A 23,774-nucleotide genomic window follows, 5' to 3' on the forward strand; every position below is an offset into this window, starting at 1 on the left:
CCCTACCGGGCCACCCGGTCACCGCGTGCGGATCCAGACGGTCTTCTCCCTGGTCCACTGCGCGAAGGCGTCGGTGGACTTCTCCGCGCCCCCGAACCCCGACTGCTTCCACCCGCCGAAGGGAGTGGTGATGTCGCCTTCGCTGTACGCGTTGACGGAGACCACCCCGGCTTCGACACCCCGCGCGAGCCGGAACGCGGCGTCGAGGTCGCGGGTCCACACCGAGGCGGCGAGCCCGTATTCGGTCGCGTTCGCCAACCGCACCGCCTCGTCCTCGGAGGTGAAGGTCTGGACGGTGACGACGGGGCCGAACAGTTCCTTGGTGAGTACGTCGCAGCCCGCCGGGGCCCGGCTGACCACGGTGGGCGGATAGTAGGCGCCGCGCGGCGGCAGACCGTGCGGCAGACCGCCGGTGTGGATGTGGGCTCCTGCGGAGCGGGCCGCGTCCACCGCCGCCGCGACCCGGTCGAAGGCGGCACGGCTGATGAGCGGCCCCACCTGGGTGCGCGCGCCGGCGGGGTCGCCGACGGTGAGGCTCTTCGCGGCGGCGGTGAACCGGTCCAGCACGTCGTCGGCGATGCTGTGGTGGACCAGGACGCGGGAGCCGGCGGTGCAGTTCTGGCCCATGGTGAGGAACGCGGCTTCGATCATGTTGTCGATCAGTTCGTCGCCGTAGTCGAGCGCGTCCGCCATGAGGACCTGTGGACTCTTGCCGCCCATCTCCAAGGAGACCCGCTTGAAGTTGGTCTCCGCCGCGGCCGCCAGTACCCGGCGTCCGGTGGCGGTGGATCCGGTGAACGACAGGGCGCGCACCAGCGGGTTGCGGGCGAGGGCCGTCCCCGTGACGGTGCCGTGGCCGGGCAGGATGGTGAGCACGCCCTCCGGCAGGCCTGCCTCGGCCGCCAGGGCGGCCAGGTGCAGGGTGGAGCGGGGGGTTGCCTCTGCGGGCTTGAGCAGCAGGCTGTTGCCGGCGGCGAGTGCGGGGCCGACCTTCCAGGCGGCCATGGCGAGCGGGTAGTTCCAGGGCAGGATCGCGGCGGCCACCCCGACCGGTTCCCGGCTCACCAGACCCAGGCTCTCGTGACCGGTGGGGGCGACGCGGCCGAAGACCTTGTCGGCCGCCTCCGCGAACCACCGGATCGACTCGATCGCCGCGGGCACGTCGCCCGTACGGCACTCCGTGATGGGCTTGCCCGCGTCCTCGCAGTCCAGCCGGGCCAGGAACCCGGCGTGGCGCTCCATGAGGTCGGCCAAGCGGAGCAGGACAGCGGCTCGCTCGCGCGGGGACCGGCCGGCCCAGGCCCCGCTGACGAAGACCTTGTGCGCCCGCTCCGCCGCCAGCATGACGTCCTGCTCGCTCGCCGCCGGCAGGGTGGTGAGGAGCCGCCCGGTCGCGGGATTGACGACGTCGAGCGTCTCCTGGGCACCGGTGAGGTTCATCCCGCTCATGCTTCCTCCACCAGTTCCCAACGGCCGCCGACCTGGCGGGCCAGCCCCCTGCGGCGCAGATCCTCCAGATAGCGGGCTATGCCCCGCTCTCCTCGCTTGCGGAACAGCGGGAAGAGTCCCGGCAACAGATTGGGCACCAGCATCGCGAACCGCACCAGCCGGGACTCGCCGGGCCTGACATAGGCCTCAAGGCGGGGCTTGTCCAGCAGGCTCACGACCGCCTCGACGACATCGGACGGCTGCTGCGGCGGTTCCTGGAACTGCATGGAGTTCCCGCCGTCCACGGCCTCCTGCCGCAGCATCCGCGTGTCGGTCGCCGACGGCAGCACCGAACCGGCCTTGATGCCCTTGTCCTTGAGGTCCAGCCCGATGGCGAGCATCGCGCCGCGCAGCCCGAACTTCGCGGCGGTGTAGATCGGGGTCTCGCCCAGCGGGAAGATCCCGCCGAGGGACACGGTCGTGACCACCCGGGGGTCGCCGGAGGCTCTCAGCAGGGGGACGGCGAGCCGGGTCGTGACGAGCGGGGCGACCAGGTTGACGTCGATCTCCCGCTCGATGCTCTCGACGCTGCGCACGTCGAACCGTTCGGCGCTGGTCATGCCCACGTTGTTCACCAGGACGTCGATACGGCCGTGGGTGGCCGCGACGCCGTCGAGCATCCGCTGCACGGCGGCGTGATCCAGCAGGTCGCAGCCCAGCCCGGCGTGCCCGCTCCCGGGCAGTTCGGCGGCGGTCCGTTCGGCCCGCGGCTCGTCGATGTCGACCACGAGGAGGCGGGCACCGCCTGCCGCGAAGCGGTGGCACAGGGCGCTGCCGATGCCTCCGGCGCCGCCGGTCACCAGGATGACCTTGTCACGGAAGTCGTATGTCATGACGCCACCGCCTCCTGTCGCGCGGACGTCGCCCGGGGCGGCAGGCCCGCGGTACGCCAGCCCATTGCCTCGGCCACCTTGCCGAGGTACTTCACGAAGGCCTCGCTGTGCACGTAGCCGGTGTGGCGCGGCGAGTCGACGAACCTCAGTCCGCCGGACAGGTCCGGCCGGTCGCTGCGGATCATGCGGGTGAACCGCTCGGCGGTCGGCAGCCCGGCCCTCGCGTCCCGGATGAAGGAGGCGATCAGCTGGGCCTGGCTGTCGAAGAGGCGGTAGGCCCCGGAGTTGGTCTCCACGAAGCCGACGCCGAACAGGCCCTCGTGCTCGCGCGAGAAGGAGCACAGGTAGAGGTCGGGGTGCTGCTCGTCGACGAAGTACTTCTGCGCGACGGGGACTTTGTGGACGTATCCCGTGGCCAGCAGGATCAGGTCGAAGTCGTCGCTGGTGCCGTCGGTGAAGCGGACGGTCCGGCCCTCGGTGCGGGCGATGCCGGGCCTGGCCGTGATGTCCCCGTGCTGGAGGTGGTGGAGCAGCAGCGAGTTGATGGCCGGGTGGCTCTCGAACAGCTTGTGGTCGGGCCTTTCCAGACCGAGCCTGCGCGGATCGCCGTTGAGGAGCCGCAGCAGGCCGCCGAACAGCTTCTGCTGCAGCCACATCGGAAGGTGGGGACCGCCCGCGGCGATGGTGTCCACCGGCCGGCCGAACAGGTGCTTGGGGATGAACCAGTAACCACGGCGCATGCTGATCGCCGCGTGGTCGGCGGTCCGCGCCGCGTCGCAGGCGATGTCCAGCCCGGAGTTGCCCGCCCCCACCACCAGCACCCGCTTGCCCCGCAGTTCGGCGCTGCTGCGGTAGGTGACCGTGTGCCTGATCTCTCCGGTGAAGTGGCCCGGCAGGTCGGGGACGTTGGGGTGCCACTGCGCGCCCGTACACACGACGACCTGCCGGTGTGCACTGGCCCGGCCGTCGGCCCGGGTGACCGTCCAGGTGCCGTTAGGGTTCTTGTCCACGCTGCGGACCTCGGTGCCGAACTCGATCCGGTCCGTGAGTTTGTAGGCCTCGGCGAATGACGTCAGGTAGGACAGGATCTGCCGGTGCGGCGGGTAGTCGGCGAAGTGGTCGGGCATCGGGTAGCCGCCGAAGCCGGAGAGGGTCTTGCTGGAGATGAAGTGGGCCGACTCGTACATCGGGCTGCCCGGGTTGTCGATGTCCCACAGCCCGCCCGGCCCCGTGTGGCGCTCGATGTGCGTGTACGGCAGGTCCCGCTCGGCCAGCGCCCTCGCGACCGCCAGTCCGGCGGGTCCGGCGCCGATCACGCAGGTGTCGTACTCGTCCTCACTCATTGGTTTGTTCCTTTCGACGAAGTATCAGGGGTTGCGGGGAACTTATGCACCGCGCGGGCGGCGGGAACTGACCTCCGCGGCCACGGAGGGGACCTCAGCGGCCAGCGGCAGACCGCTGCTGTCCGGGGCCGCGGAGGCGGTTCGGCGTCGAGCCGTCCTGACCGGGTCATGTGGTCACCCGGTCTCGGCGGCGGGGGAGGCCGCGGGCCCGCGCTCGGCCGATACCTGCGTGCCCGCCACCGTCATCCGCAGCAGGGGCAGCGAGGCGACGAAGGTGCCCAGCGCCAGGACGAGGCCGAGGACCTCCGCCCCGGCGGCGTCCAGGACCGCCCCGACGGCCAGCGGCCCGATGCCGGTGCCCAGGGCACCCGCGCCGCTGAGGGAGGCGACCAGGCGTCCGGTCGGGTCGATGAGCGCCGCGGCGGCCAGCATCTGCACCAGGACGGCCAGTTGGCAGGTCTGCCACAGGACGGCCGCGACGGTGAAGAGCACGGGGTCGTGGGTGAGGATCAGGGCCGCCATCGCGAGGGCCTGCGCGGTGACGAAGACGGCCATCGACCGCATGCGCCCGAAGCGCCGCGCCGCCGAGGGGCCCACCACCGCTCCGGCGAGCGCGACGACGCTGGAGATCGCGAGGACGGCCGACACGGCCGAGTGGGACATCCCGGTGTGCTGGCGGCCCAGGACCGAGGCGTAGGACCACGCGCCCTGGGTGACGGACCACAGGAGCCCCGTCCCGAGGAGCAGGACCCCCGACGGCCTGGCCGCGGTCGCCTTCGAGATACCGGCGGGCCCGGCGTACGGCGCCGAAGGACCGGCGGGGCCGTCGGGGAGCCGGCGTGTCAGCGGCCAGGCGAGGAGGCAGCACAGCGCCATGAGCAGGAAGCCGGTGCCCTCCCCGATGTCGTGGTTGGCCGCGGGGACGCCCATGATGAGCAGTGCGGTCACGCCGACCGTGCCGGAGATGGTGACGGCGGACGCCTTGTCGGCGTCGTCGGTGGCGGCGAGCGCCGCGGTGGCCGCCGCGTAGACCGCGCCCAGCCCCGCACCTACGACCAGGTTGGCCAGGACCAGGGTCACCGGCCCGGTGGCCGCCGCAGCTCCGAGGAAGCCGGTCCCGGCGAGCGCCAGCCCGAAGCGGGTCATCAGCACCCGCCCCGGCCGTGCGGCCCGTTTGGCCAGCAGCAGCGTCACCACCGCCGTCGCCATCAGCTGGGTGGCGGCCATGAGCCCGGCGCTGGAGTCCGACAGCCCGAAGCGTGACGCGAAGTCGTCGACGAACACGGGCATCACGTTCGCCCCGCCGCTGCCGAGGGTGACTCCGGCGATGAGCGCCACCGCCACACCGAAGGTCAGGGCGGAGCCGCTTCGCGCGTTCACCGCGCGCTCCTCAGTGCGGAGTGGGAGGTCACCGGGGTTCCTCGGCGGTGCGCCGAGCTTGCAACAAGCATGAGAGCCTCACGAGTCAGGGGGCATGAGCCGCGTTTCGGGGCACGGCCACGGACGTGTCGGACGTCGGTGGCCCGTCGGTCGGGGATGCGGTGCGGCGGCGTCGGCCACCGCGAGGAGGGCGGTCAGCCGGCCCAGACGTCTTCCACGTAGTGGCCCGACTCGATGAGGGCGGCCAGCCAGGCGGTGGCCTCGTCGCCGCCCGCGCCCGTGAACTTGCGGTAGATCGCCATGAACGCCTCCCGCACCGCCGGAGCCATACGACGGCCGTCCCCGCAGACGTAGACGCGTCCGCCGGCCTCCAGTACCGCCCAGACCTCGTCGCTCTCCTTCGCGATGCGGTCCTGGACGAAGCGGGCCCCGTCCTCGGGCGCGCAGGAGAAGGTGGGCCGCATGCTGACGGCTCCGGCCGCCTCGGCCGCCTCGAACTCCGTGCGGTGGAGGTAGTCGACGTCGGGGTGGTCGCAGCCGAAGTAGCACAGCAGCTTTCCGGTGGACCGGGTGTGGTGGCGGTCCAGGACCGCGCCGCGGAAGGGCGCCAGACCGGTGCCCGCGCTGACCAGGATCACCGGTACCGACTCGTCCTGCGGCAGGCGGAAGGCCTCACTGCAGGGCAGCACCCTGGCCTGGACGGTGTCGCCCGCCTTCACGGTCTGGAGGTAGTGCGAGGCGATGCCGCGGAACGTGCCCTCGCCGCCCCGGTGGGGCGCGGCGAGCAGCGACACCATCAGGTCCACCTCGCCGGGTGCCGCTTGAGCGGAGGAGGAGATCGAGTAGTGGCGCGGGCGCAGGACGGGCAGCAGTTCCAGGAAGCGTTCGAAGGGCAGCTCGCAGGCGCGGTAGCGCTCCAGTAGGTCCAGCACGCTGCGTCCGGTGGCGGTCACCTGCTCGTGGAAGGCCTCCGGGGTGGCCGCCGCGAGTTCGGCCAGGGGGCGCTTCTCGGGCGGGCAGGCGGTGTGGTCGGCGAGCACGGCGACCTGCTCCTGGGTGGCGGGATTCTGCAGTTCCACGAAGTCGGTGAGCAGGCGGCGCAGGGTGAGCGGCCGGTCGATGGGCAGGGCGCCCCGGCTGCGGCGACGGGCCCGCAGCCGGACCGTACGGTTTAGGTCGAGGCCGAAGCGGTCGGCCACCCGCTGGACGAGAGCGTCCGGGTTGCTGGGGAGGACGGCCAGGTGGTCGCCGGTGCGGTAGGTGACGCCGTCGGGCAGTCGCAGCCTCAGGAAGCGCTTGGAGCGACCCAACTCGTCTGTCATGTCGACCAGTTCGTAGGCGTCGAGCACCTCCATCGGCTGGACGCCGTGCCGTGCCGCGAGCCCTCCGATGACGGAGTGGGTCGCGTCCTCGAGCTCGTACAGCCCACGCCCCTGGTCGGCGGCCGGCTCGGTCTCCTGTGCCGCTTCTCCGACCGCTCCGTACTGCTCCAGCAGCGTGGTCCACAGGTCGCCGGTCCAGCGGTCCACGGTGCCGGCGAAGTCGCCGGCGGCGTCCGCCGCGCCGCGTTCGAGCAGTGCGGTGGCGCCCGCAGCGGTGAGCTTCTCGTCGATGAGGGTGGGGATGCGCTGGTAGGTGGCGGCCCAGTTGCGGTCGCCGACGCCGAGTACGGCGTACTTCAGGCCGTCGAGTGCGCCGGGCTCGAGGCCCTCCAGCCAGGTGACGAACTCCGTGGCGTCGTCGGTGGGCCTGCCGTTGTAGGAGGCGGCCACGATCACCACCGGTCCGCCGCCGGGGGAGAGGTTGCCCACGGCGTCGTTGAGGGGAGTGACGGACGGTGCGAAGCCGCGCTCGTCGCCGTCCGCCGCCAGGTCGCGCGCGATGCCCGCGCAGGTGCCCAGGTTGGAACCGTGCAGGAGGGTCAGCGCGGTTCCGGTGGCGCGCCGGACGGCGGGCTGGTCCCGGCCGGCGGGAGCGCTGCTCACGGTGACGGCCGTGGCGGTGGGCAGGCGCCGCTCGCCGCTGGTGCGCCGGGTCAGGTTCAGGGTGAACTCGTCGGGCTTGATGGTGAGCGACTGCTTGATCTTCAGCTGGTAGTTGGTGTGGTCGATCAGTCGGTAGCGGTGGATCACCAGCGCGAGGACCAGCGTCGCCTCGTGCAGCGCGAACTGGCGGCCGATGCAGGCGCGTTCGCCGTTGCCGAACGGCTTGAACAGGTGGACCGGCCGCTCCGCCTCCCGTTCGGGCAGGAACCGGTCGGGATCGAACAGCTCGACGTTCTGGCCCCAGGCCGGGTCGCGGTGCAGCTGCGGGATGAGGATCTGGATCGACTCGCCCTTGCGCACGGCGTACTTTCCGCCGATGACCGTGTCCTCCAGCGGCTCCACGGCGTACGCGGGCGCCGTGGGCCACAGCCGCAGGCTCTCGTTGAGCACCTGGCGGATGTACGTCAGCTTGCCGATGTCCCCGTACTCGGGCTCCGGGGCGTCCGTATCACCCCACAGCGCGTCGGCCTCGGCCTGGGCGCGGGCGAGGACCTCGGGGTGCTTGGTCAGGTAGTACAGGGCGAACGACAGGGCCCCACTGGTGGTCTCGTGCCCGGCGATGAGGAACGTGATCGCCTGATTGCGGATGTTGACGTCGTCCAACGGCTCGCCCGTCACCGCGTCGCGGGTGTGCAGCATCCGCCCGAGCAGGTCGTCGGTGCTCTGGTCGCCGGACGCCCGGCGCTGCCGGATCACGTCGTCGACCAGGTCCTTCATGAAGGCCACGTCCTCACGGAACTGCTCGGCCTGCTTCCACTTGAACAGCTCCGTGCCGGGGATGGACTCCCCCTTGGCCTGGGCGAAGCCGAGCGCCCTGGACAGCGCGGCGACGAAGGGGTGCGGCTCCTCACGGGCGAAGGACTCGAAGTCGTAGCCGAAACCGCACAGGCCGATCGTGTCGAACGTCAGCCGCGTCATGTCGTCGGCCACGTCCACGGGCTCCGAACCCGCCGCCCGGTCCCACTTCCCGATCAGCTCACGGGCCACCTTGAGCATCGTCGCGTGATAACCGCGCATCGCACCGAGCGAGAACGCCGGCATCAGAACGTCGTGCGCCTTGCGCCAGTTGGGCTCGTCGTTGAAGGCGGTGAAAAGCCCGTCGCCGCCGATCCCACGGAGGATCACCAGGTCGGGGTGCACGTTCTTGCGGAACCGGCTCTCGTCCGACAGCTCGGTGACCAGGTCGAGACCTGAGGCGAAGTTGATCTCGTTGCCGAAGACGCGGATCTTGAACAGCGGCCCCAGCTCCTTGGCCTCCTTCATCACATAGAGCAGGCCGTCGGCGCCGCTGGGGATGTCGAACGCGTGGCCGATCAGGGGCAGGGCGGGCCGCTGGGGAATCGCTTCGGTTCCGCGCACGGTCTGGTGACTCATGGGCTTGCCTTTCGTTCGGCGCATGCTGTCGCTGGCCAGAACCATACAAGCGACCTTGTCAGTCGACAATGTCGAGTGATTGTGTTGGTTGACACAGTCGATTGACGGAACGATCGGAGCCCTTGAAGCGTCCGACGGGGGCCGGGCGTCCGGGGCGCCGCCTCAAGTTGGCGGCGCCATATTGTCGAGTGACCTGATCATGAGACTGAGTCGCATAAGATGGAGCCATGGCTCACGTATCCGCGGCGGAGCGCCGCCCCCAGCTGATCAAGGCCGCCATCGACCTGATGACCAGGGAAGGCGTCGCCGCCGGCAGCACGCGCGCCATCGCTGCCGAGCTGGGTGTGGCACAGGCGACCGTGCACTACACCTTCGGCACGAAGGAAGACCTCTACCGGGCCGTCATGGAGCAGGTCACCGAGAACCTGGTCGCCCAGGTGGAGCGGGCCGCGCCCACGGACGCGAGCTTCGAGGAAGCCGTCGTCACCCTCGCCGAAGCCTTCTGGCGCACGGTCATCGAACAGCCCGAGGCCCATCAACTGCTGACCGAACTCAACATGCTCGCCCTGCGCACGCCGCACCTGAAGGAGGCACTGCACAGTCACTACAGCGAGGTCCTGGCGGTGACGGCAAAGCTGATCAGCGAGGCCGCCGAGCGTACCGGCCACCAGCTGGCCCAGCCCGCCGAGACGATCGCGAGGTTCTTCCTCGCGGGCTTCGACGGACTGACGATGCAGCACCTCGCACTGCCCGACGAAGGGGCCGAACGAGTCTGCCTCGGGGCCTTGATCTCGGCCCTTCTGGCCATGTCCTGAGGGGACCCCGCAGCCGCCCCGGCCACCGTCGCCGGCTGGTCTCACACGCCTCGCGGCTCAAGGCATTCCCGCCTCGACTTGCTGGTGGGGAGCCCTGCCGCGGTCACGCGTCTCTTTGATGGGTTGGTCAGTTGATCGGATGTGTCCGTCCGATTAGTGATCACCGATGCGATGTGGGACCGGATCGAGCCGCTGATGCCGGCGGATCCGGTCCGCGGGCGGCGGTGGGCCGACCACCGCCGCACTCTTGAGGCCATCGCGTGGAAGTGCCGCACCAACTCGCCCTGGCGGGACCTCCCGACGAGCTCGGCCCCTTCCAGACCGCGCACAAGCGGCTGATCAGATGGGCCGTCGACGGCACCTGGGAGATGATCCTCGCCGCCGTCCTGGCGGCGGCGGACGCCGACGACGACATCGACTGGACGGTGTCGGTGGACGCCACGGTCGCGCGGGCCCACCAGCACGCTGCCGGAGCGCTCAAAAGGGGGCGCCCTCCCGCGGCGAGCCCGCCGATCACGCGCTCGGACGCTCCCGCGGCGGGCTGAGCACCAAGGCCACCTGGCCGCTGACGGCCGTGCGCGGCCCCTCGCCTTCACCGTCACCGCAGGACAGGCAGGTGATGCACCCGCCTTCGAGACGGTGAAGTCGCGGATCCGCGTGCCCCGCAGGGGGCCGGGCAGGCCCCGGACTCGGCCCCTGGCCGTTCTGGCCGACCGCGCGTATTCCTCACGTGCCATCCGCGCCCACCTTCCGCGCCGGGGCATCCGTGCGGTCATCCCGCAGCCGTCCGACCAAATCGGCCATCGTCTGCGGCGAGGACGATTCGGCGGCCGTCCGCCCCGCTTCGACAGCGAGGCATACAAGCAGCGGAACAGCGTCGAGCGGTGCATCAACCGCCTGAAGCAGTGGCGCGGCCTGGCTACCCGAACCGACAGGCTCGCGATCGCCTACCAGGCCGCACTCCATCTCGCGGGCATCCTCATCTGGACCCGACGCTGACCAAAGAGACAGAACCTAGCCCAGCGTGGGGACCAAGCCAGTGCACGCCTCGTCAGGCCAAGGCCCGGGCAGCCGGGAGGGCACGCCCAGGCCCCAACCATGCGTATCGCCGGCAGTTCAGCGAGGGTGTCAGCCCGATGCGGGCGGCACTTCACCTGGTGCCGATGAGGGCGAGGACTCCGACCGGTAGGAGCAGCATCCACTGCGGGAGCTGGAAGAGCGGCCGTGGCCAGTCGGCGGCCAGCGTGACGATGAGGAACACCACCGCGTAGGCGAGGTACTGGGCGGCGATGAACAGCACGAGCACCGTGCTGGGCGCGGTCGCGAAGGCGAGGACCAGCAGGACGATGGAGCTGAGCAGCAGGTCGACGGTGACCATGTGCCATACGACGTGCAGGGTGCGCTTGGGCTCGGCGGCCACCTCGCTGCCCAGGAGCGGGCGGACGATCGACCGGCCGCCGGCGGTGGCGTGGATGAGCGTGGTCGCCGCCGCTACGCTGCCCGCGGTGAGCAGCCAGCCGTTCATCGGGCCTCGACTCCCTTGGTGATCATCGTGGCGATGCGCCGGGCCAGATCCGGTGCGGGGCGTTCGCCGATGATCCCAAGGTGGAAGAAGACGGCCCCGGCCAAGGTGTCCAGTACGAGGTCGATGGGCAGGTCCGCGCCCGTCTCGTCGCGCTGCTCAGCTCGGTCGAAGACCGCGACGAGCCGTTTCTTGGCGGGCTGGAGGAAGCGGGAGCGGATCGTTGCGCGCAGTTGCGGTGTAGCGGCGAAGTCGGCGAGCAGGCCCGGCAGGGCCGCCGCGGCCGCCGGCGCGGAGAACTCCTCGACCAGCGACTGGACCACTGCGGTCAGATCACCTTCCAGTGTCCCGGTGTCCGGCAGGTCCGCGGTGTCGGCCGCGGTGAACACCGCCTCGTAGACCAGGTCCGGCTTGCCGGACCATCGGCGGTAGATGGTGTCCTTGCCGACACTCGCTCGCGCCGCGACGGCACCGATGGACATCGCGGCGTAGCCGCTCTCGACAACCAGCTCGGCGGCGGCCTGGAGGATCGCGGCACCGGACCGCTCGTCCCTGGGGCGCCCTCGTCCGGAGGGGGAAGAAGTCATGCCCCATATTTACCATACGGGTCTACCCGTATGGAATGTAGTGCTCGGGATGACGGTGCTCGGGATCAGTGAGTCAGGTGCCGGTCGGGGCGGAGGAGATCTGCCCACAGTGAAGAGGTTCCCCGCAAGCTGCGAGCGGGGAGTGGAGGCAGTGGCCTCGCTGAGAGGCTCAGTTCTTCACGACTGCCGTCTCCTCCCCGGGCCGCCGGTCGGCCGGTTCCGTCCGGTGCAGCCGACGCCGCGTGTCCTCTGTGAGGAATCCCGCGCAGCACGCAGACGATGCAACGCAGCCGAGCGCCACTCCGGCGGCCGACAGTTTCAGCGCGACATGGTCCGGTCCGTCAGGCGGCGGCCCCAGTCGGCTGTCGACGTGGCCACGCGGGTCGACCGTCATGACGACCTGCGTTCCCGTCGGCGACTGCTCCCCCCGCAGCTTGTGCGTGGTCCCGTCCGGCAGCCGTACGACGACCCCGGAAGCGGTGCCGTCCGGGGTGGACGACTCCCATTGTCTCGTCACGACTCCGGCCATCGCGATCCCGCGGTCATGCAGAGCCTGCTGATCGGAGTCCTGCCACCCGAAATACATGACCCCGACATACGCGCAAAGAAGGAGTAGACCCATGCCGCCTCCGACGACGTGGGAGGCCTTCTCGCAGCCACGGGATTTGAGATACACCGCCGCCAGCACGGGGACGGCCAGGGAGACCGTCATTCCGCCGCACGCCACAAAGATGGCCATCACGTCCCGGTGCCCCTGCGCCCACAGCGTCAGCGGCACCCATGCCGTGAACAGGGTGAACCCGGTCGCCAAGAACGATCCCACGGCGAACGCCCCCAGCCACCCCGCAGCACGCCCGGCCGCCCGCAGCGCGGCCCGCCCCCACGAACCCACCATGCCGCCAGCGTGACCGCGCTCCCGGCCACAGGCAAGCTCCCGTCCTGCCCGTGTTGCCGGGCTCGCGCGAGGGCTGGTTCACCGCCCTGCCGCGGTGACGCACCCGGGCCACCGCCCCCTTCACGGGAACCGAATCCAACACGGCGACCGCCCCCTTCACGGCAACCGCATCCCTCTCCGGATGGAGAGATCCGCACTGCAACGGCCGCGCGCCGCGTCCTGGTGGCTGCCGGTCTGCGCGACGTCCTGCCCGAGGCTCCGGGCCTGGCCGAGCTCTGGGCCGCAGCGTTGTGCACTGGCCCTACTGCCACGGCTGGGAGGTCCGCGACAACCACGGCCGTGCCTGCCGTGTGGGAAGCGTGAACTACCGGATGACGGGGGCGATGACCACCCTGCCCCTGCTGACCCGCGACGGGGCCGATGGGCCGGTGTGGCGGGTCGTCGGCAACGGCCGCGGCGAGGACCGCTGTTCTGTCAGCGTGCTGCCGAAGGCACGGTGAGCACGGTGGGCCCGGCCTCCACCCAGACCGGGCCCACCGTCCGCAGCCGGGGATCGGGGCGCGTTCGCCTCGGTCGCGCGTCGGCGGGCCGCCACGCCAGCCCGCCGGTAGAGCGGCGGGCTCGGTTGTCTGCCTGCACGGCTCACAGCCGCCCGGGCGAGGGGACCCCGCCCGGAGCTGACGGAGGACCAGGCCAGCAATGGTGGCTGTACGCCGTGCGAGCTACCACACTTGTCTCATCGGCTGCGCCCTGTGCAAGGACAGATCATTACTGCGGGTGGTCTCTGAGGGAGCCGAGAGGTGCCGGTGTTCCGAGAATCGCCCGATTCAGTACGACCCCGCGCAGGAATTGGTCCCGGTCCACCGGGCTGGGCATCAGCTCCGCCTTGCGGAGCACCTCGGTGCGGGCCCGTCGGGCCAGGGCGTCTGCTTCCTCAGGACTATCAGCCGCCCGGAGAGCGAGCGACGCGTGATACAGCACCTCTTCCGTCCGTAGCGCCGGCATGTCACCGACCCGGTTGAGGATGGCCACTGCCTCGCGCGCGAAACCGGCCGCCGAGGCGGCGTCCGCGAGTTCCAGCTGGATACGGCTGCGCAGGATCAAGGCCGCCACTCCGCTTCGCACCATTCCCGTCTGAGAGGTCTCCCATACAGTCTCCTCGGCCAGCCGGTCCGCCACGGCCAGCTCTGCGGGATCGCTGCCCGCCAGATTCAGCACGACTTCGGCGCACAGGTTTCTGACGATGGGCACCAGATCCAGCAGCCAGGTGCGTTGCGTTTCCTCCCAGGCCGCCTCCACCATGGCCCTGCAGCGATCATGCTCATTGGGCTCGCCGCTGAGTAACAGAGCGAGCAGAGCCACATTGTTGGCGTGCCAACCGCTCGCTCCACCGCGCGCCTCCTCGAACGCCAGCGCCTCTTCAAGGGCGTCGCGGGCTTCGCCCTCGGACCCCATGGCCCGCTGCACCTGCGCCAGATAGTTGAGTCCGACGGGCAGCTCGGCGTTCACAGGCTCGGTTCTCAGCCGCTGCAGGCAGACGGACAGCCGGTCCCTGGCCGTTACGAGGTGGCCTGCGTCGAACAGGCTGACGCCCAACTGCATCTCGGCCAGGTTGCGGACGTGGCCAACCACAGGGTCACCGCTGTTGCGCAGACCCGCACGCTCGTACAGCTCTTCCGCCTGGAGCAGCACCCTCAGCCCTGCTGCAAGGTCCCGCTTGGGCAGCTGGCTCCCGTACTCGGCCATGGCCACGAAATAACGCCGACGGGTCATTACAGTGCTGGGCCAGCCCCACGGCCTCCTCCAGCTTGGCGAGGGCGGGCTGCAGACCCTGTGTACGCAGCAGACACTTGCCGTGCAGCAATGCGGTGCGGGCGATCAAGGGCAGGTCACCGCTGCGTCGGCCGGCCTCTTCGGCCTCGCGCGCCCAGGCATCGAGACCCTCGCCATCTGCCGTACCTGAGCGGCCGTGCCAGCTGACCTCGGTCAGGGAGAGCAAGAGCTCGATCGCCCGCGCCAATCTGTCATCGCGCTTATCGGCCGTGGATGGAAGCCGGCGGGCACTTTCCACCGCCTGCCGACACAAGGCTTCAGCTTCGGAGAACGAGAGCCCGCCGACGGCCAGCTCCCGCGCGAGTGCGAACTGCTCCCGCTCGGCGTCGTCCCACTGTTGGGCCAAGGAGTAGTGATGTGCGATGTCCAGTCGCACCGGCAGCGGAAGGGTGCTTGCTCCGCTCCCGTTCGTCGACTCCGCCAGGGCGTTGGCGATCAGGTGGTGCCGCTTTCTTGCCTGGGCGGGGCTCTGTTCAGCGCGCACGGCCATCTGCAGCAGAGCGTTCTCGAAACGATAGTGGTCGGAAAAGCCGTCCAAGGCCCAGTCGGGTGCCGGTACCGCGACGATCAACCCGTGCCGTCGGCTCAGCTCGTGCAGCCGCCGCACGACCTCGTCCGTCGACTCTCCGGCCACCCGCGCCACCACGCCGGTCTCGAAGGTTTCGCCCTGGGTCGCACCGATCACCAGCAGTTCCCTCGTGGCCGGGTCAAGGCTGGCCAGCCGACCACGGACCAGTGGCCCTACCGTCTCGGGCAACGGCCCCCTCAACACCCCGTCCGGACCGATCAGTCGCAGACACTGCGTGACGAAGACGGGGTGCCCCTTCGTCAAGTCGATCAACTTGGCGGGGACGGACGCCGCGACCGGGCCGGCAAGATACAGCCTGACCAGGTCGGTGACCGCGTGCTTGGGCAAGCCACCCAACCGGCGTCGGGTCAGCAACCCCTGGGTTTCCCAGCGAGCGAGCGCGTCAGTGACGATTCCAGGCTCCGACTCAGGGTCGCTTCGGTGCCCAAGGATCAACCCAAGGGCCTGCCCTCCACGCTCCAGCAACTCCACCAGATGCTCCAGGACCAGCAGGCTGCTGGGGTCGAGCCACTGGGCGTCGTCGATGAACACCGCCGTCGGCCCGCCGCGTGCCGCAGCGTCGGCCAGAGCCGTCGCCACGGTTCGGGCCACGCTTTGCCGATAGGGCATAAGACTGTCGCCCTGCGCAGAACCGGAGTCCAGAGCGGTTTGAGTGATCTGCGCGGCGGCCTTCAGCAGGGGTCCCAATGCAGGAACCAAGGACACTAATTCCGGGACGGCTTGAGCTGCGGACCGCCCGAAGAGACGGAACACCGACCGGCGCGGTGGTTGAAGCATCATCAGGACATCAATCACAGGACCGTACGCGTTGTCCGCGCCGATCACGCTGAGGCATCTCACCTGGACGATCCGGCAAATGGCCGCGACCGGGCGGCGCCCCTGAGTCCGCCGGACGACCTCCTTGAGGAGAGAGGACTTGCCGATGCCCTGCTCACCCTGGATGGCGAACACTCCGCCCTTGCCCTGAGCGACCTCGTGCAGGAACCCTTCCAGCGCCTCGATGTGCTCGACTCGGTCGACGAATACAGACCCCACCGCAAGCCCCCCCCGTGTGCTGCCCGTTCTCTGCCGGTGCACGACATCCTTGTACGGGTGACCAGCCTAGCCAGGGGGCTTCGCCGGTGGGTCACTTCATCCGCAGACAGGCTGGTCGTTCAGCGCCGGGGGAGAAGCGCGTGCACAGGGTCCGTCTGCAAACGGATCTTGCCCAGAGCAGGAACGACGCGAGAGAGACCGCTGCCTCGTAGGAGGTGGCGGTCTTGTCGTATCTGGTCGCGATGCCGCGGAAGCCCTTGAGCCGGTTGAAGCAGTCCCCGACGGTGTTGCGGCGGCGGTAGGCCTCCCGGTCGGACCCGGGTGGCCTACCGTTCGTTTGGAAGAGGGCTGTGTGGGTGACGGGCTGGGGGTGTGTGATTCCGCCCCTTGGTGCGTGGTATCCCGGCTGGACGCTGCTGCTCTTCAGGCGACGGAGTGGGTGATGGTGGCTTGGTAGGCGCCGGCGACGGCGGTGCTGGGCACGGTAATGGTCAGCGTGGGGTTCCAGCTGCAGCTGTGGGTGTTGTTGCCGCCGCTTCTGGTGAAGGCGGTGCGGGTGGTGTTGAGCGAGAGGGCTTGCACTGCCGTTGACTGGCCGGGAATGCAGGTTCCTGTGCCGGCGGTGGCGGTGGCGGGGCCGGACCAGTACCGGATGTTGCCGTTGGGGATGGTGCCGCCGTTGGTGGTCAGGTTGGTGGCGGTGACGGTGGCGGTCCAGGCGGGCGATTGCTGGGCGTTGACGGTGACGGTGCCCAGCTGGGCGGTGCGGGTGCCGCCGATGGCGGCGGTTCCGAGGTTGACGGTGGTGGGAGCGGTGATGCTCAGGGTGGCGGCTGGTTGTGCTGGAAGAAACGCGTTTGCCGGGTGGGCGGCAGTGGTGAGGAGGGCGGCGCTCAGGAGGGCCACTCGGTGCACTCGGCCTCCCATCAGCGCTTTCTGATCAGCCGTCTGCGGACGGCGTAGGCCAGTGGTCCTGCGGCGAGCAGAGCGATGGTGATCCACAGCAGTGGTGAGGATCCGGGAGACGTCAGCACGGCCAGGACGGGCCGGCCCGTGCCGGTGTCGGGAAACTTGATGCGGCCGCCGGCGGTTTGCCGCAGCATGCCGGACCGCAGGGTCACTTCCGCTTTCCAGGGGCCTTTCGGCACGCTCTTGCCCAGCGTGAACACCAAGGTGCCCTTGTGGCGTGGGGCAAGGGTCAGGACACGGTCGTTGGTGAAGGGTCCCGCGGTCAGCCCGTCCGGTCCCTTGCGCAGGCGAAGGCTGCCACTGATGTCCACTGCCCGGGCCCCGGTGTTGTGGACCCGTACTCGCAGTTGCGGCCGGCCGTCTTGGCTTCGGGCCGGGACGAGGCGGCTGATGCGGAAGGAGGAGGGCAGTTCCCCGCCGGGGCCGATGTCCAGGTACACGCGCACACCGGCGCGGGTGATCAGGCCGACGTTCCCACCGGGGCCCGGCTTGGAGTGGTGCTGAGCCCAGATGACGGCGTAGCGCTCCCCGGCACTTGCGGTGCGCGGCACACGGATGGTGGCCGGGACGGAGGTCTCCTGCCACGGCTCCAGCCTGAGCCCGGTGCGCGCGAGGGAGATCCAGCCGGCGAGTTCGTTGCGCTTGCCGGCGGGGGCGAAGGTGAACGTGCCGCCGCGGATGGCGGCGGCCCCGGGGTAGAGCGTCACGCGCAGCGGCTTCGGGCTCTCGTTGACGACCAGGATGTTGCGGTGGATCACCGTGCCCGGCGGGAGATGGTCGATGATGTAGCTGGACGCGCGCGGGTCCTGCCGCCGGTCGATGGGGGCTTCCAGCAGCTTGACGCCCAGCCCGACCCGCCTGCTCTCCGGGGGACCTGGGGGAGACGGCAGGGCCGCAGCGGTGCCCGTACCGAACGCGCAGCATGCGGCCGCCAGCAGGCAGCTCAGCCCTCGCCGCATCGGGTCAGGCCACTGAATGGGTGACGGTGCCGGTGTACAGGCCGGCTGCGGCCGTTTCCGGCACATTGACGGACAGCGTCGGGTTCCACGACGCCGAGTTGGCACCGCCGCCTCCGCTGTGGGTGAAGGCCGTGCGGGGAGTGGCCAACGTCACGGCGTCTGTTGCTGTCGGCTGGCCCGGGGTGAAGACGCCGCTGCCGCTGGTGGCGGTGGCAGGTCCCGACCAGTAGGTCGCATTGCTGGCTGCGATGGTTTCGTTGGCTGATCCCCCGCCGGTGGAGAAGTCCGATGAAGCCACCGTCGCCGTCCATGGGGCGGGCACGACGCCGCGCTGATCGTTGACCGTCACTGTCCCGAGCTGCCCTGTCGTCCTGCCGCCGATGGACGTCGACGGCAAGACCGCGTTCGCCGGAGCAACCACCGTCAGTTGCGCACCCTGCACCGTGAACGTCACCACGGTGTCCGCAGCCATGACGGGATGCATCCCAGCAGCCGTCACCACGCACACAGTCCCCGCAAGAACCGCAAGAGGGATTCTCATCAGATCTCCCGATTAGCCGCTCAATTACCGTCGGAAGACCTACCACCGCTGTAGAAGATCGGTGCAGTGCAGGACACTGCCTCCCCCGGTCGTACACGGAATTCACCGATCTGGGTCATCCTCGTTTGACCTTGTCTGCAGGACAGAGTCATGCGCCGGCCTTCTCCGGCGTCGTCTTCCCGAGTCGAGTGACTGGCGTCGGGACCGGTCCCACCCGTCGTCTGTGGTGACGAATCCGACGGCGTCCTTCGGTCGGCTGACGGTCTTGAGGGTCAGCCCAAGGGTGCTCTTTGCCCAGATCACCAGCATCAGCACTGAACCGATCGGTCAGCGCGTGGCCGGTACGGGGGATGGGTCAGTCGCTGAGTGCTTGGCGGAGGGTTTCACTGCAGTCGATCACTGTGTCGACACCGACGATCTGCAGGGTGCGCATCACGGCTTCCCCGGGTGCGGTCAGACGTATCCAGCCGCCGGCCTCGGTGAGGGTGCGGTGGGCGGCGATGAAGATGTTGATGCCGGTGGAGTCCATGAAGGTGACCCGGCTCAGATCGACCACGATGCGGGGGCGGGGAACGCCGGAGACGTCCAAGGCCTGGCGGAGCGACTGGCCGGTGTCGTGGTCGATCTCCCCCGCCAGGGTCAGCACGCGGATGCCGTCGGTGACGGCGGAGACGACCGACAGCTGACCCGGCTGCTCAGCTTGTCCGGTGGCCGCCATCTCTCCCTCAGTCATGTGGTGATACTGGCACACCAGGATCTTCACCCAGCAGTGCTGCTCTGCACAGTCCGGGTAATGCCTTCCTATTGAAGGCGTAAAGCGTGTACCACGCATGCGCGGGTGCGCGCGGGGGTGTGAACGGAGGAGGAGCAGCGAGCCGCGATGGGACCAGCCCCGGTGGGTGAGGACAGCGCGGTACCGGATGAGCAAGACATACAGACCATGGTGGTCCTGGAAGGTGACGGCACGTGCATCGCCCGCGCCCGCCACCTCGCCGCCGGGCTTCCTCGCCGGGTTCAGGCCGAGTACGGCCTGCCGGTTTCGCAGCGTGCCATGGACCTCACCCAGCTGGTGGTCAGCGAACTGGTCACCAACGCCCACCAGTACCGTCGGGCCCGGCGCTGATGGACCTGCGCATCGTCGGCGACGCGGTCGAGGTGGTGGTGTGGGACGGCGATCCGGTGCTGCCGGTGGCGAGGGCCGCCGACGCGGGTCGGGTGGGCCGGCACGGCTTGGAGATCGTCATGGCCGCCGCTCACGACTCCCCTCTTGTTGTTCATGATCCGGGGGTGTCGCCGGGGCCGCGGCATCGACGGACCGCTGATGAGGAGCTTGAGCACCGGCTTCACCCGAGCCGGAACCGGGCCCGGAGGTTAGAGGCTCCATGGGAAGACCACGCAGAAGGCAACACGGGGCTTGCTTCCCAAGCCCGCTGGGGACGAGACACCACCTGCTTCCAGGGCATCCCGCGGCAGAGGCTGAGCGCGTAGATCAGCTCTACGCGGGCACATGCGGAGGCGGCGCAGGGGTGAGTGATCGCGGCACCGATGACCGGGCCGCCGCGGGGCCTTCCAGCCCTCGAGCTCGAACCGTGCCAAGTTGCGCCCGACTGTTGCGCGAGTTCCGAACGAGAGGCGCTCCTGCCCGGGCACAGGACGCAATACAGACATAGCGGCAAAATGCTGGCAGTCGGTGTGTCCGGCGCTTTCGGGCTCCGCAATCCTTGAGCGCTCTCCGAAACCGCCGATGAACCTTGCTCGCTCCTACTGACAGAATGAGACGTGTCTGCCGCCTGGATAGACTGCCCCGTCGGGTAGGACTTTTTCCTCTGCCCGTGCCGAGGGGTCGGCGGGCGGCTTGATGTGAAGGAGTCTGAGCGTGGATGCCCCACATGTGGTGGGCGGTCCTGCCCTGGCGGAGCTCGGGAGGGCCGCGTTGGAGGTGAGCCCGTTGCCCGGTCGTTCCGGGATACGTGCCCGCGGTGAGATCAGCGCCTTCACTCGCTCGTCTTGGGAGCAGGCCCTGTCCGAACTGGCCCGGCGGCACGCGGGCGTGTCATACGTGGAGCTGTCGGATGTGGCGTTCGTCGACGTGGCCGGGGTAACCGCGCTGGCGGTCGCCGCCATGAGCCTGCCCCACGGACGGGTTGTGGTCGAGAATCCCCCGCCGCAGCTGCCGCGGGTCTTGGAGATGTTCTGGCCCGGCCTGGACCGGATCGAGGTGGCTCTGTGATGAGCACGGTGACCACTCACGAGGCGTTCGTGCACCCTGCCCTCTTCTACCGCACCGAGCAGGAGTACACGCGGCAGACAGTGGCCTTCCTACGCGGGGGCCTGGCCAACGGCGAGCCGATGGCGGTGGCGGTGCCCGGCCCGAACCTGGAGCTGATCAAAGCAGGTCTGGGTGGAGACGCCGAGGGAATCCTGTTCCTGGACATGACCGAGGCCGGCCGCAACCCGGGACGGATCATCCCCAAGGTGCTGCGCGGATTCGCCGACGCCCACCCGAAGGGGCGTGTGCGGATCATCGGCGAGCCGATCTGGGCCGGGCGCAGCGCCGTGGAGTACCCGGCGTGCGCGCAGCACGAGGCGCTGATCAACGCCGCGTTCGAGGGCCGGGCGGTGACGATCCTGTGTCCCTACGACGAGGTGCGGCTGAATCCGCAGGTGATCGCTGATGCGCGGGTTACCCACCCGACCCTCATTAGCGGGGAGGGCCGTGAGTCGGTCAGCGACGCCTACGACTGGCAGGCGATCGTCGATCGGTACAACCAGGCGCTTGCGCCTGCACCGGACACCGCGGCCTTCTCCTACGATGGTGAGGATCTTCCGGCGGTCCGCCAGTTCGCTCTCGCTCAGGCGATGCGGCTGGGCATGACCGGGGAGCGGCTGATGGATGTGGAGCTGGCGGTCGCGGAGCTGACGACCAACAGCGTGGTCCACGGCGGAGGCCGCGGGACACTCGCGGTCTGGGCCGAGCAGGGGCAGCTGGTGTGTGAGGTCCGCGATGCGGGCCGGCTGGCCGATCCGCTGGCCGGCCGCCGCCCGCCGGAGCGCGGCCAGTTGGGCGGCCGGGGCCTGATGCTGGTCCACTACGTGGCCGACTTGGTGCGCATGCACACCGGAGACGACGGCACGACCATACGCTTCTACCTCAGCTTGTGACAGCGCGAGGGCGGCCACCTGTCCGGATGGCCGCCCGCCCCGCTCGTCTCGCGGATCTTGTATGCAGCCCCGCACCGAGGGCCGGTAGGCGTCGTCCGGCCTTGTGGAGACCAGCCGCTCCATCCCGACCGATACCCACGTCCGCCACTCGATGCAGAGCGACGCGTCAGCCGCCGACCTCATGGCCCTTGAGAACGCGGCATTGACTGCCTCGTTCCACAAACGCATCCGTGGTTCCTCTCCCCAGGCCAGAGGTCTCCCCAAAGCAGTGAGGCCGATTCCAGTCGGGCGAGTCGACAAGCACAACCATCCATCGAGAGTGTCGCTACTCCGTCACGCTCGCCTCGCTGCCACCGAGGAAGACTCTCACTGCATCAGTTTGGTCTGCCGCGTTGGTCATCGAGCTGGACCTCCAGGTCAGACCAATTCGCGGTCCACCGCGTCAGATCGTCCACGGTCAACGACCCCGGGGGGCAGAGCGACTTCGTCGGTAGAAAGCGGACGAGCGTCCCAGTGGATCCGTCGCACTCAAGGGGAATCAGGTCAGTCACTGGAACACCGCGCTCATAGCGCTGACTCCAGGCACCGTTGCGACGGCGGTTGGTGTGAATCAGCCACTCGCTGAGCGCCGCTACGACGGACATGCCGCGACGCGGATGCCCGTCGGGAAGCCGCTCTGCGTCCGGGGCGTCGAAGAACCGCAGGTCCTTCGACGCCATCACTGGCTTCTTTACGATCCGACCGTGATCATCAACGCGAGTGTCGGTGCCTCGTCCGTTGTCCGCGACGGACACAGAGCCGTCGCCGTGCAGAGTGATCAGACATCGGCCCCCCGCTCGACTCGATGCCTCATCGGCGGCATAGGCAACGACTTCAAGGACGAGGTGTCCTGGGCCACAGGGAGCAAACCGCTCCGGCTGCTGGCGAATCTGGGCGAGATGGCCCAGGTCTACGTCACGGGCCCAATCGTGGGTGGTGTTGATCCAGTCTGCCCTTGATCCATCCATCCCGTGAGTATCCAGCATCTCGTTCCGCTCGGACGGGAGACCCGGTGCAAAGGCCGATAATGTGGCGATTCCGTCCTGTCGCTGGCGCAGCCAGGCCAATACATCTGACCACCTGCGTTTTCCTTCATCTGAGCTCCATACGCAACACAACAGAGTCGAGAAAAAACAGGAGGAGCCATCTCAGCGCCGCGCCTCGAACGCACCACCAATGACCCGCGTTGACGCAGGCCAGGGTCCTGAGAGCTCCTGACAGAAGCCGTGGTTGGTGTGACTGTCGGCTTGTCCGGTCGTTGGTCTGGCCGTGGGGAAGAGACAGTCGCGGCTGTGGATTGTGTCGGATCAACTGTGGGCGCTGATCCAGCCGTTGCTGCCCAAGCCGGGGCAAACTGAAAGAGGGACGGCCGCGGTTTCCGGACCGACAGGCACTGAGCCTTTTCCCCTCGCACTGACGCTGCGAGGTGGAGCGTCCGAACGAAAATCCCTTGCGGCCAACCGATCCTTGAGCACGGACCAGTCCCGCGAACGTCCGTGCCCGGCGCGGGCGTTGGCTCAGACCACCGTCTGGGCCGCCGTCGCCAGGGCGGGCATGCCCTACCGCGTTCTGGCGCATTGGGGGACGTAGGGTGCGACCGCGGCGGGCAGCGAAGACGTAGCAGCGCAGGACGAGGTAGCGGCCGGTGCCAGCGAGGCCCGAGGCGCCGAGGTAGGCGTGTCTGGGGGGAGCTGTCCGCGCGTGTCTGGTGGCAGCCGGTCAGTCCGCGCGTGTCCGGGAGCACCCGTCCACGCGTGTGTCTGGGGGGAGTTGTCCGCGGGTGTTCGGGGGAGCGGGGGGAGTTGTCTGCGGCGGATGTGGCACTGGCGGTGCCGGATCAGGTGGGGGTATCGGGAGGCGGGCCGGATCAGGTGGGGGTATCGGGGAGGGGGGGGCGGGCCGGTGCTGGTGGGGGAGGGGGGGTGGTGGGGTGGCGTCTGAGTGGGTGAGGAGTTTGTTTTTCGTGGTTGTCCTGGGTGGGTGGTGGGTTTTTTCTTTTCGTGCTGGGTGCTTTGGTGGGCGAGGTGGGGCATCGGCGGTCGCGGTGGTGCGGCGGGTTGCCGGATGGGGTCGTGTGGTGCGGCTGGGGCAGATCTTGCGTACTTCGTGGACGCTGAAGTCGTCTGTCGTGTGTGGGGATGCGGCTGGTCTGTGTTCTCGGTTGCGCGTCACGGACCGGTGGCCCGCCCTGCCGCCAGGCGGCGACCGCGCGGGCCAGGGGGGTGGTGGTCGGCGGCGGGCAGGTGTTTGTTGGGGTTTTTCACTTTGGGGCTGGTCGGGATGTGGCAGGCCGGGTTCGGCGTGGGGCGTCTGGTGTGGTGGGCGTTGAGGGACGCCACGGGCGTTTCGGTGGCCGGCCGGGCCC

The 23,774-nt window shown here is 69.4% G+C and carries 18 protein-coding genes and 3 pseudogenes; 7 read left to right on the forward strand and 14 right to left on the reverse strand.

The window, feature by feature from the left end; all coding sequences use genetic code 11:
* Nucleotides 1-18: 18 nt before the first annotated feature.
* The 5 genes from ACIQHQ_RS34290 to ACIQHQ_RS34310 all read right to left on the reverse strand — a co-directional run bounded on the left by ACIQHQ_RS34290 (nt 19) and on the right by ACIQHQ_RS34310 (nt 8,463).
* On the reverse strand, nt 19-1,449 hold the full coding sequence (locus ACIQHQ_RS34290) for an aldehyde dehydrogenase family protein (RefSeq protein WP_402619724.1): 1,431 nt from the start codon (nt 1,447-1,449) through the stop codon (nt 19-21).
* Nucleotides 1,446-2,321 carry an SDR family NAD(P)-dependent oxidoreductase gene (locus ACIQHQ_RS34295; protein WP_402619727.1) on the reverse strand — a complete coding sequence of 292 codons (876 nt, stop codon included), beginning with the start codon at nt 2,319-2,321 and terminating at the stop codon, nt 1,446-1,448. The genes ACIQHQ_RS34290 and ACIQHQ_RS34295 overlap by 4 nt, the downstream gene beginning before the upstream one ends.
* Nucleotides 2,318-3,664, reverse strand: a complete 1,347-nt coding sequence (locus ACIQHQ_RS34300) for a flavin-containing monooxygenase (protein WP_402619730.1) — start codon at nt 3,662-3,664, stop codon at nt 2,318-2,320. The genes ACIQHQ_RS34295 and ACIQHQ_RS34300 overlap by 4 nt, the downstream gene beginning before the upstream one ends.
* Before the next feature lie 174 nt (nt 3,665-3,838).
* Nucleotides 3,839-5,044, reverse strand: a complete 1,206-nt coding sequence (locus tag ACIQHQ_RS34305) for an MFS transporter (protein ID WP_402619733.1) — start codon at nt 5,042-5,044, stop codon at nt 3,839-3,841.
* Between the two features lie 194 nt (nt 5,045-5,238).
* Complete coding sequence (locus ACIQHQ_RS34310; RefSeq protein ID WP_402619735.1) at nt 5,239-8,463, reverse strand: bifunctional cytochrome P450/NADPH--P450 reductase; 3,225 nt, start codon at nt 8,461-8,463, stop codon at nt 5,239-5,241.
* 227 nt (nt 8,464-8,690) lie between these two features.
* Here ACIQHQ_RS34310 and ACIQHQ_RS34315 point away from each other — a divergent pair, with 227 nt between their 5' ends.
* Together ACIQHQ_RS34315 and ACIQHQ_RS34320 are read left to right on the forward strand one after the other, a co-directional pair.
* Nucleotides 8,691-9,278 (forward strand): TetR/AcrR family transcriptional regulator, encoded by a 588-nt coding sequence (locus tag ACIQHQ_RS34315; RefSeq protein WP_402619738.1) that lies wholly within the window; start codon nt 8,691-8,693, stop codon nt 9,276-9,278.
* 141 nt (nt 9,279-9,419) lie between these two features.
* A pseudogene (locus ACIQHQ_RS34320) lies at nt 9,420-10,277 on the forward strand (IS5 family transposase).
* 151 nt (nt 10,278-10,428) lie between these two features.
* Here the strand turns inward: ACIQHQ_RS34320 and ACIQHQ_RS34325 are convergent.
* The 3 genes from ACIQHQ_RS34325 to ACIQHQ_RS34335 form a co-directional block, all read right to left on the reverse strand.
* Nucleotides 10,429-10,803, reverse strand: coding sequence for a hypothetical protein (locus tag ACIQHQ_RS34325; RefSeq protein WP_402619741.1), 375 nt, complete (start codon nt 10,801-10,803; stop codon nt 10,429-10,431).
* Entirely contained in the window at nt 10,800-11,387 is a 588-nt protein-coding gene (locus tag ACIQHQ_RS34330; protein WP_402619744.1) for a TetR/AcrR family transcriptional regulator, read from the reverse strand. Before ACIQHQ_RS34330 ends, ACIQHQ_RS34325 begins: the two co-directional genes overlap by 4 nt.
* A gap of 169 nt (nt 11,388-11,556) precedes the next feature.
* Nucleotides 11,557-12,165 (reverse strand): hypothetical protein, encoded by a 609-nt coding sequence (locus tag ACIQHQ_RS34335; protein WP_402619746.1) that lies wholly within the window; start codon nt 12,163-12,165, stop codon nt 11,557-11,559.
* 324 nt (nt 12,166-12,489) lie between these two features.
* Between ACIQHQ_RS34335 and ACIQHQ_RS34340 the strand changes: the two are divergent.
* Nucleotides 12,490-12,611, forward strand: a pseudogene (locus ACIQHQ_RS34340) (NAD(P)/FAD-dependent oxidoreductase); the annotation flags it as partial.
* A gap of 439 nt (nt 12,612-13,050) precedes the next feature.
* Here the strand turns inward: ACIQHQ_RS34340 and ACIQHQ_RS34345 are convergent.
* The 6 genes from ACIQHQ_RS34345 to ACIQHQ_RS34370 all read right to left on the reverse strand — a co-directional run bounded on the left by ACIQHQ_RS34345 (nt 13,051) and on the right by ACIQHQ_RS34370 (nt 18,941).
* The gene (locus ACIQHQ_RS34345) at nt 13,051-13,974 is read right to left on the reverse strand and encodes a hypothetical protein (protein ID WP_402619748.1); all 924 of its coding nucleotides are present in this window, start codon (nt 13,972-13,974) and stop codon (nt 13,051-13,053) included.
* The gene (locus ACIQHQ_RS34350) at nt 13,919-15,739 is read right to left on the reverse strand and encodes an ATP-binding protein (RefSeq protein ID WP_402619751.1); all 1,821 of its coding nucleotides are present in this window, start codon (nt 15,737-15,739) and stop codon (nt 13,919-13,921) included. Before ACIQHQ_RS34350 ends, ACIQHQ_RS34345 begins: the two co-directional genes overlap by 56 nt.
* 423 nt (nt 15,740-16,162) lie before the next feature.
* Nucleotides 16,163-16,654 (reverse strand): hypothetical protein, encoded by a 492-nt coding sequence (locus ACIQHQ_RS34355; protein WP_402619754.1) that lies wholly within the window; start codon nt 16,652-16,654, stop codon nt 16,163-16,165.
* An 11-nt stretch (nt 16,655-16,665) separates the two neighbouring features.
* The gene (locus tag ACIQHQ_RS34360) at nt 16,666-17,667 is read right to left on the reverse strand and encodes a peptidase (protein ID WP_402619757.1); all 1,002 of its coding nucleotides are present in this window, start codon (nt 17,665-17,667) and stop codon (nt 16,666-16,668) included.
* A gap of 4 nt (nt 17,668-17,671) precedes the next feature.
* Nucleotides 17,672-18,139, reverse strand: a complete 468-nt coding sequence (locus ACIQHQ_RS34365) for a hypothetical protein (RefSeq protein WP_402619760.1) — start codon at nt 18,137-18,139, stop codon at nt 17,672-17,674.
* A gap of 424 nt (nt 18,140-18,563) precedes the next feature.
* Entirely contained in the window at nt 18,564-18,941 is a 378-nt protein-coding gene (locus ACIQHQ_RS34370; RefSeq protein ID WP_402619763.1) for an STAS domain-containing protein, read from the reverse strand.
* A 207-nt stretch (nt 18,942-19,148) separates the two neighbouring features.
* Here ACIQHQ_RS34370 and ACIQHQ_RS34375 point away from each other — a divergent pair.
* From ACIQHQ_RS34375 to ACIQHQ_RS34390, 4 genes and pseudogenes are all read left to right on the forward strand, one after another.
* A pseudogene (locus ACIQHQ_RS34375) lies at nt 19,149-19,462 on the forward strand (ATP-binding protein); the annotation flags it as partial.
* 622 nt (nt 19,463-20,084) lie between these two features.
* The gene (locus ACIQHQ_RS34380) at nt 20,085-20,438 is read left to right on the forward strand and encodes an STAS domain-containing protein (RefSeq protein WP_402619766.1); all 354 of its coding nucleotides are present in this window, start codon (nt 20,085-20,087) and stop codon (nt 20,436-20,438) included.
* A complete protein-coding gene (locus tag ACIQHQ_RS34385) occupies nt 20,438-21,370 on the forward strand; it encodes an anti-sigma factor RsbA family regulatory protein (RefSeq protein ID WP_402619769.1) in 933 nt (310 codons plus the stop codon). Before ACIQHQ_RS34380 ends, ACIQHQ_RS34385 begins: the two co-directional genes overlap by 1 nt.
* A gap of 743 nt (nt 21,371-22,113) precedes the next feature.
* The gene (locus tag ACIQHQ_RS34390; RefSeq protein WP_402619772.1) at nt 22,114-22,368 is read left to right on the forward strand and encodes a hypothetical protein; all 255 of its coding nucleotides are present in this window, start codon (nt 22,114-22,116) and stop codon (nt 22,366-22,368) included.
* The last annotated feature ends 1,406 nt before the right edge of the window (nt 22,369-23,774 follow it).

Origin of the sequence: Streptomyces sp. NPDC092370, assembly GCF_044755265.1 — a bacterium.
GTDB lineage: Bacteria > Actinomycetota > Actinomycetes > Streptomycetales > Streptomycetaceae > Streptomyces.

Bases quoted from the DNA above. Each gene is read 5' to 3' on its own strand.
- ACIQHQ_RS34290 (WP_402619724.1), bottom strand. From the start codon at position 1,449: ATGAGCGGGATGAACCTCACCGGTGCCCAGGAGACGCTCGACGTCGTC.
- ACIQHQ_RS34295 (WP_402619727.1), bottom strand. From the start codon at position 2,321: ATGACATACGACTTCCGTGACAAGGTCATCCTGGTGACCGGCGGCGCC.
- ACIQHQ_RS34300 (WP_402619730.1), bottom strand. From the start codon at position 3,664: ATGAGTGAGGACGAGTACGACACCTGCGTGATCGGCGCCGGACCCGCC.
- ACIQHQ_RS34310 (WP_402619735.1), bottom strand. From the start codon at position 8,463: ATGAGTCACCAGACCGTGCGCGGAACCGAAGCGATTCCCCAGCGGCCC.
- ACIQHQ_RS34315 (WP_402619738.1), top strand. From the start codon at position 8,691: ATGGCTCACGTATCCGCGGCGGAGCGCCGCCCCCAGCTGATCAAGGCC.
- ACIQHQ_RS34325 (WP_402619741.1), bottom strand. From the start codon at position 10,803: ATGAACGGCTGGCTGCTCACCGCGGGCAGCGTAGCGGCGGCGACCACG.
- ACIQHQ_RS34330 (WP_402619744.1), bottom strand. From the start codon at position 11,387: ATGACTTCTTCCCCCTCCGGACGAGGGCGCCCCAGGGACGAGCGGTCC.
- ACIQHQ_RS34360 (WP_402619757.1), bottom strand. From the start codon at position 17,667: ATGCGGCGAGGGCTGAGCTGCCTGCTGGCGGCCGCATGCTGCGCGTTC.
- ACIQHQ_RS34365 (WP_402619760.1), bottom strand. From the start codon at position 18,139: ATGGCTGCGGACACCGTGGTGACGTTCACGGTGCAGGGTGCGCAACTG.
- ACIQHQ_RS34370 (WP_402619763.1), bottom strand. From the start codon at position 18,941: ATGACTGAGGGAGAGATGGCGGCCACCGGACAAGCTGAGCAGCCGGGT.
- ACIQHQ_RS34385 (WP_402619769.1), top strand. From the start codon at position 20,438: ATGAGCACGGTGACCACTCACGAGGCGTTCGTGCACCCTGCCCTCTTC.